8 protein-coding genes are annotated in these 11,203 nt (G+C 58.4%); 1 reads left to right on the plus strand and 7 read right to left on the minus strand.

All coding sequences use genetic code 11. The features are described from left to right. Window positions 1–174: 174 nt before the first annotated feature. The 7 genes from lpdA to sdhC all read right to left on the minus strand — a co-directional run bounded on the left by lpdA (window position 175) and on the right by sdhC (window position 9,313). Window positions 175–1,611, minus strand: a complete 1,437-nt coding sequence (gene lpdA / locus TU73_RS22780; protein WP_014717733.1) for a dihydrolipoyl dehydrogenase — start codon at window positions 1,609–1,611, stop codon at window positions 175–177. Between the two features lie 99 nt (window positions 1,612–1,710). Further along, window positions 1,711–2,946 (minus strand): 2-oxoglutarate dehydrogenase complex dihydrolipoyllysine-residue succinyltransferase, encoded by a 1,236-nt coding sequence (gene odhB, locus TU73_RS22785; protein WP_057014101.1) that lies wholly within the window; start codon window positions 2,944–2,946, stop codon window positions 1,711–1,713. Between the two features lie 44 nt (window positions 2,947–2,990). Next, window positions 2,991–5,822, minus strand: coding sequence for a 2-oxoglutarate dehydrogenase E1 component (locus tag TU73_RS22790; RefSeq protein ID WP_057014102.1), 2,832 nt, complete (start codon window positions 5,820–5,822; stop codon window positions 2,991–2,993). Window positions 5,823–6,084: 262 nt separating this feature from the next. After that, a complete protein-coding gene (locus tag TU73_RS22795; RefSeq protein WP_034118919.1) occupies window positions 6,085–6,789 on the minus strand; it encodes a succinate dehydrogenase iron-sulfur subunit in 705 nt (234 codons plus the stop codon). An 11-nt stretch (window positions 6,790–6,800) separates the two neighbouring features. After that, window positions 6,801–8,573: a succinate dehydrogenase flavoprotein subunit gene (sdhA, locus tag TU73_RS22800; protein WP_057014103.1), complete on the minus strand. Its 1,773-nt coding sequence runs from the start codon at window positions 8,571–8,573 to the stop codon at window positions 6,801–6,803. A gap of 3 nt (window positions 8,574–8,576) precedes the next feature. Next, the gene (sdhD, locus tag TU73_RS22805) at window positions 8,577–8,945 is read right to left on the minus strand and encodes a succinate dehydrogenase, hydrophobic membrane anchor protein (protein WP_003172805.1); all 369 of its coding nucleotides are present in this window, start codon (window positions 8,943–8,945) and stop codon (window positions 8,577–8,579) included. Further along, on the minus strand, window positions 8,939–9,313 hold the full coding sequence (gene sdhC / locus TU73_RS22810) for a succinate dehydrogenase, cytochrome b556 subunit (RefSeq protein WP_003190005.1): 375 nt from the start codon (window positions 9,311–9,313) through the stop codon (window positions 8,939–8,941). The genes sdhD and sdhC overlap by 7 nt, the downstream gene beginning before the upstream one ends. A gap of 365 nt (window positions 9,314–9,678) precedes the next feature. On the opposite strand from sdhC, the gene gltA reads away from it, so the two are divergent. Beyond that, window positions 9,679–10,968 carry a citrate synthase gene (gene gltA, locus TU73_RS22815; RefSeq protein ID WP_012723087.1) on the plus strand — a complete coding sequence of 430 codons (1,290 nt, stop codon included), beginning with the start codon at window positions 9,679–9,681 and terminating at the stop codon, window positions 10,966–10,968. Window positions 10,969–11,203: the final 235 nt, after the last annotated feature.

An 11,203-nucleotide genomic window follows, 5' to 3' on the forward strand; every position in this document is an offset into this window, starting at 1 on the left:
ATTCGGCGCTGCGCTCATTATGAGTGCCGCGCCACCTGTGACTGCTGCTTGCGCAACTTGCGAGGCTCAAGGCCCGTAAAGCTGCGCAAGGCTGCGTCCAGCGGATATTCCGCGGTGAGTCTTGCGCGCAAGGCTCACGACGGGCAACTCCGCCGTGGTTTCTTATTATCTCGCTTAACGCTTCTTCTTGTTGGCGATGTGGATGGCTCCGCCATTCACTGCCAACGCGGCTTCGTGCAGCGCTTCGGACAGGGTCGGATGGGAGAAGACCATCATGCCCAGATCCTCGGCACTGGTGCCGAATTCCATGCCGATCGCGCCTTGCTGAACCAGTTCTGCAGCGCTTGGGCCAATCACGTGGACGCCCAATACGCGGTCAGTCTTGGCATCAGCGATGACTTTGACAAAACCACCGGTGTCGTTGGCTGCCATGGCACGGCCAGAAGCGGCAAACGGGAAGGTGCCGACGTTAACTTCAACGCCTTCAGCTTTCAACTGCTGTTCGTTCTTGCCGACCCATGCAATTTCCGGGTGGGTGTAGATAACCGATGGGATCAGGTCATAGTTCATCTGGGTCTTGTGACCCTTGATGCGCTCGACGACCATGATGCCCTCTTCGGAAGCCTTGTGGGCCAGCATCATGCCACGAACCACGTCGCCAATGGCATAGACGCCAGGCACGGTGGTAGCGCAATGATCGTCAACGTGGATAAAACCACGCTCGTCGATGTTCACGCCGCTGTCGGAAGCCAGCAGGTCATTGGTCACCGGACGGCGACCAACGGCTACGATCAGCTTGTCGAAGGTGATGGTCTGCTCGCCGTCTTTATCGGTGTAGGTCACTACGACTTCTTCGCCGTTGACCTTGGAACCGGTAACACGGGCGCCGAGCTTGATGTCCAGACCTTGTTTGGTCAGGGTTTTCAGCGCTTCCTTGGAGACGGCAGTGTCGGCCGCCAGCAGGAACGTGTCCAGGGCTTCCAGCACGGTGACTTGAGCACCCAGGCGCGACCATACCGAACCCAGCTCCAGGCCGATCACGCCGGCGCCGATCACGCCCAGGCGCTTAGGTACGGCTTGGAATTCCAGGGCGCCAGTCGAATCAACGATCACGTTGTTATCAACAGGAGCAGGCGGAATGTCGATTGGACGCGAACCTGGCGCCAGGATCACGTTTTCGGCTTCGATGACTTCAACCGAACCGTCTGGCTTGGTGACTTCAACTTTCTTGCCGGCCAGCAACTTGCCGTGGCCTTGAATCGAAGTAACGCCGTTGGCCTTGAACAAGGTGGCAACGCCGGAAGTCAGGCCTTTGACGATGTTGGCTTTACGGCCGACCATCGCTGGCACGTCCATGGTCACGCCAGCATGGTTGATGCCGTGGATCGCGAAGCCGTCTTGGGCTTCGTGGAATTTCCAGGAGCTGTCCAGCAGCGCCTTGGAAGGAATGCAGCCAACGTTCAGGCAGGTGCCGCCCAGCGCCAGCTTGCCTTCCTTGTCGGTGTATTTTTCGATGCAGGCAGTCGAGAGGCCCAGTTGCGCGGCCTTGATGGCGGCAACATAGCCGCCAGGGCCTGCACCAATCACTACAACGTCAAATTTCTGTGTCATGAAAATAGATCCTCTATTTGCGACAAGCTTTTAGCCACAAGCCGCAAGCCAAGCTGCTTTTTCCTACAGCTTGTAGCTCGCAACTTGCGGCTGCTTCTATCAGATGTCCAGGAGCAGGCGAGCCGGGTCTTCCAGCAGGTTCTTGATGGTCACCAGGAACGTCACGGCTTCTTTACCGTCGATCAGACGGTGATCGTAAGACAGTGCCAGGTACATCATTGGGCGGATCACGACCTGGCCATTGATGGCCATCGGACGCTGGATAATGTTGTGCATGCCCAGGATCGCGGCTTGCGGTGGGTTGACGATCGGCGTCGACATCATCGAACCGAAGGTACCACCGTTGGTGATGGTGAAGGTACCACCGGTCATCTCGTCGATGGTCAGCTTGCCATCACGGGCTTTCTTGCCGAAGCCGGCGATGCCGCCTTCGATTTCAGCCAGGCTCATCAGCTCGGCGTTACGCAGTACCGGAACCACCAGGCCACGGTCGCTGGACACGGCAACGCCGATGTCTGCATAGCCGTGGTAGACGATATCGCTGCCGTCGATGGAAGCGTTGACAGCCGGGAAGCGCTTGAGTGCTTCGGTGGCCGCTTTAACGAAGAACGACATGAAGCCCAGGCGCACGCCGTTGTGGGACTTCTCGAACAGATCCTTGTACTTCGAACGCAGGGCCATGACTTCAGTCATGTCGACTTCGTTGAAAGTGGTCAGCATCGCCATGTTCGACTGGGCTTCAACCAGGCGCTTGGCCACGGTGGCACGTACACGGGTCATCGGGACACGCTTCTCGGTGCGGTCGCCGGCAGCGAACACTGGAGCAGCGGCAGCCGGAGCAGCAGCCTTGGCAGGTGCGGCAGCCGGGGCGTTTTTCTTGGCTTCAACGGCAGCAACCACGTCTTCCTTGGTCACGCGGCCGTCTTTGCCGGTGCCCTTGATGGACGCCAGGTTGATGCCGTTTTCATCAGCCAGTTGACGTGCAGCCGGTGCAGCGATTGGATCTTCGCCACCGGCAGCCGGTGCGGCGGCAGGCGCCGAAGCGGCAGGCGCAGCAGCCGGAGCAGCAGCGGCCGGCGCGGCGGCAGCGCCACCCTCTTCGATCGAGCCCAGCAGTTGGTTGGACAGTACGGTGTCGCCCTCATTGGCACCATCAGCGATTGCGCCCAGTACGCCGTCAGCTTCAGCCAACACTTCGAGTACGACTTTGTCAGTCTCGATGTCAACGATCAGCTCGTCACGCTTGACGGCGTCGCCTGGTTTCTTGTGCCAGGTGGCAACGGTGCCATCGGCAACCGATTCCGGGAATGACGGGGCTTTGATTTCGATAGCCATTATCTGTAGGTCCTTAAAATTCGGTTTCAGTCAGCGCGAAGGCGTTAAACAGTGAAAGCATCTTGCAGCAGTTTTTCCTGCTGCTCGGCGTGCATCGACGCATAACCACAGGCAGGTGCAGCAGAAGCATCACGACCGGCGTACTCCAGGCCCAGGGCCTTGTTGTGGTTGCCGATGCTGCGACGCAGATGATGCTGGCTGCTGTACCAGGCGCCCTGGTTCATCGGTTCTTCCTGACACCACACCACGTTCGTGAGGTTGGTGTAAGGCGCGATGATCTCCATGAGGTCATCTTCCGGGAACGGATAAAGCTGCTCGATACGCACGATAGCAATGTCTTCGCGGCCTTCGGCACGGCGTTTTTCCAGCAGATCGTAGTAGACCTTGCCGCTGCACAGGATCAGGCGAGTGACCTTGGCGGCGTCCAGTGTGTCGATCTCTGGAATCACGGTCTGGAACGAACCTTCGGCCAGGTCTTCCAGGGTCGAGACGGCCAGTTTGTGGCGCAACAGCGATTTCGGCGTGAGTACGACCAGCGGCTTGCGCAGCGGGCGGATCACCTGGCGACGCAGCAAATGGTAGATCTGCGCCGGGGTGGTCGGCACGCACACCTGGATGTTGTGCTCGGCACACAGCTGCAGGTAACGCTCCAGACGGGCCGAGGAGTGCTCCGGACCCTGACCTTCATAACCGTGTGGCAGCAGCATGGTCAAACCGCACAGACGGCCCCACTTGTGCTCGCCGCTGGTGATGAACTGGTCGATTACCACCTGGGCACCGTTGGCAAAATCGCCGAACTGAGCTTCCCAGATCACCAACGCGTTAGGCGTGGTGGTCGAGTAGCCGTATTCGAACGCCAGCACGGCTTCTTCGGACAGGAACGAATCGTACAGGTCGAAACGTGGCTGGCCTTCGTACAGGTGTTGCAACGGAATGTAGGTGGAAGCGTCTTTCTGGTTGTGCAGAACCGCGTGACGGTGCGAGAACGTACCACGGCCGATGTCCTGGCCGGTCATGCGGATCGGGTGACCTTCGAACGCCAGGGTCGCGTACGCCATGGTTTCAGCGTAACCCCAGTTGATCGGCAGGCCGCCGGCTTGCATCTTCTGACGGTCTTCGTAGATCTTCGCAACCTGGCGCTGTACGACGAAGCCTTCGGGAATTTCCAGCAGCTTGGCGGACAGTTCCTGCAAGGTCTTCAGGTCGAAGGACGTATCGTGACGCGCAGTCCAGGTGTGACCCAGGTATGGGCGCCAGTCAACGAACAGCTCTTTGTTCGGCTCCTTGACCAGGCTTTTTACTACATGCAGGCCATTGTCCAGGGCGTTGCGGTATTCGTCGACTTTCGCCTGAACACGCGCATCGTCAACCACGCCGGCCTTGGTCAGGCTTTCAGCGTACAGCTCACGGGTGGTGCGCTGCTTGGTGATCTGCTGGTACATCAATGGCTGGGTGCCGCTTGGCTCGTCCGCTTCGTTGTGACCGCGACGGCGGTAGCAAACCAGGTCGATCACCACATCACGCTTGAACTGCATGCGGTAGTCGACGGCCAGTTGGGTCACGAACAGCACGGCTTCCGGATCATCGCCGTTCACGTGCAGGATCGGCGCCTGGATCATCTTGGCAACGTCGGTGGCGTACTCGGTGGAGCGCGCATCCAACGGGTTGCTGATGGTGAAGCCGACCTGGTTGTTGATGACGATGTGAACGGTACCGCCGGTCTTGAAGCCGCGAGTCTGCGACATCTGGAACGTTTCCAGGACCACGCCTTGACCGGCGAATGCCGCGTCACCGTGGATGGAAATCGGCAGGACCTTCTCACCGGTGGCATCGTTACGACGATCCTGGCGAGCACGTACCGAACCCTCGACCACTGGCGAAACGATTTCCAGGTGGGACGGGTTAAACGCCATGGCCAGGTGAACTTCACCGCCGGTGGTCATCACGTTGGACGAGAAGCCCTGGTGGTACTTAACGTCACCGGAACCCAGCTCGACCTTCTTCTTGCCTTCGAACTCGTCGAACAGCTCACGCGGGTTCTTGCCGAAAGTGTTGACCAACACGTTCAGGCGACCACGGTGAGCCATGCCGATCACGACTTCCTTGGTGCCGTAGGAGCCGGAACGCTGGATCAGTTCGTCGAGCATCGGAATCAGGCTTTCGCCGCCTTCCAGGCCGAAACGCTTGGTGCCTGGGTATTTGGTGCCCAGGTATTTCTCCAGGCCTTCGGCTGCAGTCACGCGCTCCAGCAAATGGCTGCGCACATCGGCGGACAATACCGGGCGGCCACGCACGCCTTCCAGGCGGTGCTGGAACCAGTGGCGCTGCTCGGAATCGGTGATGTGCGTAAATTCAGCGCCGATGGTGCGGCAATATGTCTGCTGCAACGCTTCGTGAATTTCGCGTAGGCTCGCTTCCTCTTTGCCGATGAACAGGTCGCCGGCACGGAAGGTCGTATCAAGATCGGCATTGGTCAAGCCGTAATGATTGATCGACAGGTCTGCAGGTGCAGGACGCTGCCACAGCCCCAGCGGGTCAAGCTGGGCTGCCTGGTGGCCACGCATACGGTAGGCCTGGATCAGTCGCAGTACTTCAACTTGCTTCTTCTCATGCTCGCTGCTCACGCTGCCGGCGGAAACCGGCTGGGCGCGGCGCTGGTTCTTTGCCAGCAGCACGAACTGATCGCGAATTGTTGCGTGCGATACATCGGTGGCAGCGTTGCCGTCTGAAGACAACGTCTGAAATTTGGTGCGCCATTCTTCTGGCACAGCGTTAGGGTCGTGCAGGTAGAGCTCATAAAGCTCTTCCACATAGGCAGCGTTACCACCTGAAAGATAGCCGCTGTTCCACATGCGCTGCATCACGCTTTCTTGCATGCTTGGTCACCCTCGATTTGGGGACACCACCGGCGAAAACACCGAGTCTGCTTGCAAAAGGCCAAGTGCAGCGACCAAAACAAGCCACTTAGGATCACGCTGATAGTTCGGGTACCAACCCGAATGCCCCTGCTTGTCTCATTTCTTCAAAATAAGAGCCGCGGCTTTGTAAGTCGCTGCTCAAGTTAAAACTACGGCGCCGGTTGAAGCCTGCGCCGCAGCATTTACGGGCACAACGGTCCTGCTATTACTACAACGTCAGTTACACGCCGCTCTGCAGCAGCATGTTACGGATGTGACCAATGGCCTTAGTCGGGTTCAGGCCCTTGGGACATACGTTGACGCAGTTCATGATCCCGCGGCAGCGGAATACGCTGAACGGGTCATCCAGCGAAGCCAGGCGCTCGGACGTCTTGGTATCACGGCTGTCTGCCAGGAAGCGGTACGCTTGCAGCAGGGCAGCAGGGCCCAGGAACTTGTCCGGGTTCCACCAGAAGGATGGGCACGAAGTCGAGCAGCAAGCGCACAGGATGCACTCGTACAAGCCATCGAGCTTTTCACGCTCTTCCGGGGACTGCAGACGTTCGATGGCCGGAGCCGGCGTGTCGTTCTGCAGGAACGGCTTAACTTTCTCGTATTGCTTGTAGAAGATGCTCATATCGACGACCAGGTCACGGATAACCGGCAAACCTGGCAGAGGACGAACGATCAGCTTGTTACCTTTGACAACAGCGGACAGCGGCGTGATGCACGCCAGGCCGTTCTTGCCATTGATGTTCATGCCGTCGGAGCCGCAGACACCTTCACGGCAAGAGCGACGATAGGAGAAACCCTCGTCCTGCTCCTTGATCAGGGCCAGCACGTCCAGCACCATCAGGTCTTTACCACCGGTATCGACCGAAAATTCCTGCATGAACGGCGCGGCGTCCTGATCAGGGTTGTAGCGATAAACACTGACTTTCAACATGGCAGCCACCCTTAGTAAGTCCGAATCTTCGGTTCAAACGTCGGAACCGTCTTCGGCGAGAAGTTCACGGCACGCTTGGTCACGCGCTTGTCACCCGGGAAGTACAGGGTGTGGCACAACCAGTTTTCGTCATCGCGATCTTCAAAGTCTTCACGGGCGTGGGCGCCACGGGATTCTTTACGAACCTCGGCGGCGATCGCCGTCGCTTCAGCCACTTCCAGCAGGTTTTGCAGCTCAAGGGCTTCGATACGAGCGGTGTTGAACGCCTGGCTCTTATCGTTGATCTTGACGTTGGCGATACGCTTGCGCAGATCGGCCAACTGGGCAATGCCCTTCTGCATGTATTCGCCGGTACGGAACACACCGAAGTAGTTCTGCATGCAGTTTTGCAGTTCGCGACGCAGGGTTGCCACGTCTTCGCCATCGGTACGCTCGTTCAGAGCATTCAGGCGCGCCAGGGCGGCCTCGATGTTGGCGTCTGTCGCGTCATCGTATTCGATGCCGTCGGTCAGGGCCTTTTCCAGGTGCAGGCCGGCAGCGCGACCGAATACCACCAGGTCGAGCAGCGAGTTGCCACCCAGGCGGTTGGCACCGTGGACCGATACGCAAGCCACTTCGCCTACCGCGAACAGACCATGGATGATCTCGTCCACGCCTTCGGCGTTCTGGGTGATTGCCTGGCCGTGAATGTTGGTCGGCACGCCGCCCATCATGTAGTGGCAAGTCGGAACAACCGGCACCGGAGCAACCACCGGGTCAACGTGGGCAAAGGTCTTGGACAGCTCGCAGATACCTGGCAGGCGGCTGTGCAGCACTTCCTCACCGAGGTGATCGAGTTTGAGCAGTACGTGGTCGCCATTCGGGCCACAGCCGTTACCGGCGATGATCTCTTTAACCATCGAACGGGCCACAACGTCACGGCCAGCCAAGTCTTTGGCGTTCGGAGCATAACGCTCCATGAAACGCTCGCCATGCTTGTTGATCAGGTAGCCACCTTCACCACGGCAACCTTCGGTTACCAGCACACCGGCGCCGGCGATGCCGGTCGGGTGGAACTGCCACATTTCGATGTCTTGTACCGGTACACCGGCACGCAGTGCCATGCCGACGCCGTCACCGGTGTTGATCAGGGCATTGGTGGTAGACGCGTAGATACGGCCTGCACCGCCGGTCGCCAGAACAGTAGCCTTGGCGCGGATGTAGGTGGTTTCACCGGTTTCGATGCAGATAGCGATCACACCGACGAACTCGCCTTGTGCGTTCTTGACCAAGTCAACCGCGTAGTACTCGTTCAGGAACGTGGTACCGGCTTTCAGGTTGCCCTGATAAAGGGTGTGCAGCAGCGCGTGACCGGTACGGTCGGACGCGGCGCAGGTACGGGCAGCCTGGCCACCTTTACCGTAGTCCTTCGACTGGCCGCCGAATGGACGCTGATAGATACGACCTTGCTCGGTACGGGAGAACGGCAGACCCATGTGGTCCAGCTCGAACACCGCGGCCGGGCCTTCCTGACACATGTATTCGATAGCGTCCTGGTCACCGATGTAGTCGGAACCCTTGACGGTATCGTACATGTGCCAGCGCCAGTCATCGTTCGGGTCGGCGGACGCGATGGCGCAGGTGATGCCACCCTGGGCCGATACGGTGTGGGAGCGCGTTGGGAACACCTTGGTGATCACGGCAGTCTTGTGACCACCCTGGGCCAGCTGCAGCGCAGCGCGCATGCCCGCACCGCCGCCACCAATGATGATGGCGTCGAATGAAATAGTTGGAATGTTAGCCATGAATCAGATACCCCAAAGAATCTGCACACCCCAGACGAAGTAAGCGAACATCGCGACGCCGCATACTGCCTGGAAGAGGAAACGTACTGCAGTCGCGGACTTGCCCAGCGCCATCGGCGTCAGGTAGTCAGTCGCGATGGTCCACATGCCAACCCAGGCGTGGGCGCCCAGGGCTACAAGTGCCAGCAGACTGAAGATTCGCATCGCATTATGGGAAAACAGGCCATGCCATTGCTCATAGCCAATACCCGGGTTTGCGACGAGGTATCCGATCAGGAAAATGAAATAAGCCGCGAGAACGACCGCAGACACACGCTGTGCCATCCAGTCATAGAGGCCCGAACGCGACAGATTCGTAACGCTGGTTACCATATCCAAACTCCTGCCAGAACGATCAGCACCACGGAAATGGCGATGATGATTTTCGAGCCCAGGCGGCCGCCTTCCAGCGTCTCACCGATGCCCATGTCCATGATCAAGTGGCGCACACCGGCTACCAGGTGATACAGCAGAGAGGACAAGAGACCCCATGCTACGAACTTGGCCAGCGGGCTGGTCAAGCATGCCTTCACCTCGGCGTATCCTTCCTCGGAACCCAGGGATTTGCTCAATGCATAAAGCATGATGCCCAAGCCCAGGAACAGGATGATGCCGGAAACACGGTGCAGGAACGACGTAACGCCGGTGATGGGGAGTTTGATGGTCCTTAGGTCTAGGTTTACAGGTCGTTGGCTATTCACGGCTTTTTTTCACACTGAAGAGCCCCTAACAATCAGGGCAAAGTTGTTGGGGAGTGCGACTGGTCAGGTAAGCACCACCCAGGGAGTGCGACCCCCAATGAAAGCAAGCCCAAAAGCCCTTGGCGGTCGGTGGCCGAGTATAGACAGTTAGGTTACTAATGACAACGCGCACACCTCACCCTAATAGCTGATTGCGCTGACGGGATAAAAGGCGTAAATGGCAGTCATTTTCGACGAAAAAGTACGGTTAAAGCCTTCTGGCGCAAGACTTTAGGCAAATTGACATCTGGATTTATATCAATATAGTGGTGCGGGCCCTGCGTGGGGGGTCTGTCTGATGATTTGAAGCATAAATAGGAGGCCACATGGCTGACAAAAAAGCGCAGTTGATCATCGAGGGCGCAGCCCCCGTCGAGCTGCCCATTTTAACCGGCACCGTTGGTCCCGATGTTATCGACGTACGGGGCCTGACGGCCACGGGCCGTTTTACTTTCGACCCAGGCTTCATGTCGACCGCGTCCTGCGAGTCGAAGATCACCTATATCGATGGTGACAATGGCATTCTGCTTCATCGCGGTTACCCGATCGAGCAACTGGCTGAACAATCGGACTACCTGGAAACCTGCTACCTGCTGTTAAATGGCGAATTGCCAACAGCCGAGCAGAAAGCCCAGTTCGTCAGCACTGTGAAGAACCACACCATGGTTCACGAGCAGTTGAAGACCTTCTTCAACGGCTTCCGTCGCGACGCCCACCCGATGGCCGTCATGTGCGGCGTGGTCGGCGCCCTGTCGGCCTTCTATCACGACTCCCTGGACATCAATAACCCGCAGCATCGCGAAATTTCCGCGATCCGCCTGGTTGCCAAGATGCCGACCCTGGCCGCAATGGTTTACAAGTACTCCATGGGCCAGCCCATGATGTACCCGCGCAACGACCTGACGTACGCGGAAAACTTCCTGCACATGATGTTCAACACCCCGTGCGAGATCAAACCGATCAGCCCTGTGCTGGCCAAGGCCATGGACCGTATCTTCATCCTCCATGCCGACCACGAGCAGAACGCCTCCACCTCCACCGTACGCCTGGCCGGCTCTTCGGGTGCCAACCCGTTCGCCTGTATCGCCGCCGGCATCGCCGCACTGTGGGGCCCTGCCCACGGCGGTGCGAACGAAGCCGTGTTGACCATGCTCGATGAAATCGGCGATGTCTCCAACATCGACAAGTTCATTGCCAAGGCCAAGGACAAGAACGACCCGTTCAAGTTGATGGGCTTCGGTCACCGGGTCTACAAGAACCGCGACCCACGTGCCACCGTGATGAAGCAGACCTGCGACGAAGTGTTGAAAGAACTGGGCATCAAGAACGATCCGCAACTCGAACTGGCCATGCGCCTGGAAGAGATCGCCCTGACCGACCCGTACTTCATCGAACGCTCGCTGTACCCGAACGTCGACTTCTACTCGGGGATCATCCTCAAGGCGATCGGCATTCCAACCAGCATGTTCACCGTGATCTTCGCCCTGGCGCGGACTGTGGGCTGGATCTCCCATTGGAAGGAAATGCTCTCCAGCCCGTACAAGATTGGCCGCCCGCGCCAGCTGTACACCGGCTACGAGTCGCGTGACATTACCAAGCTGGAAGATCGCAAGTAAGCACTTAACTGCTTGTTTGTCATGAGAACGGCCTCCCTCAGTGGAGGCCGTTTTTGTTTGTGTGGCCTGATCTACCGCCATCGCAGGCAAGCCAGCTCCCACATTAGAGCGCATTCCAACAGGAGGACACGGCCAGTGTGGGAGCCGGGCTTGCCCGCGATGAGCATAGGTATCTACACAACTGCTTGCTCTTGCGCTGTTGCTGTTGCTGTGGCTGTGGCTGTGGCTTTTGATC

It is taken from the genome of Pseudomonas libanensis (assembly GCF_001439685.1).
Lineage (GTDB): Bacteria > Pseudomonadota > Gammaproteobacteria > Pseudomonadales > Pseudomonadaceae > Aquipseudomonas > Aquipseudomonas libanensis.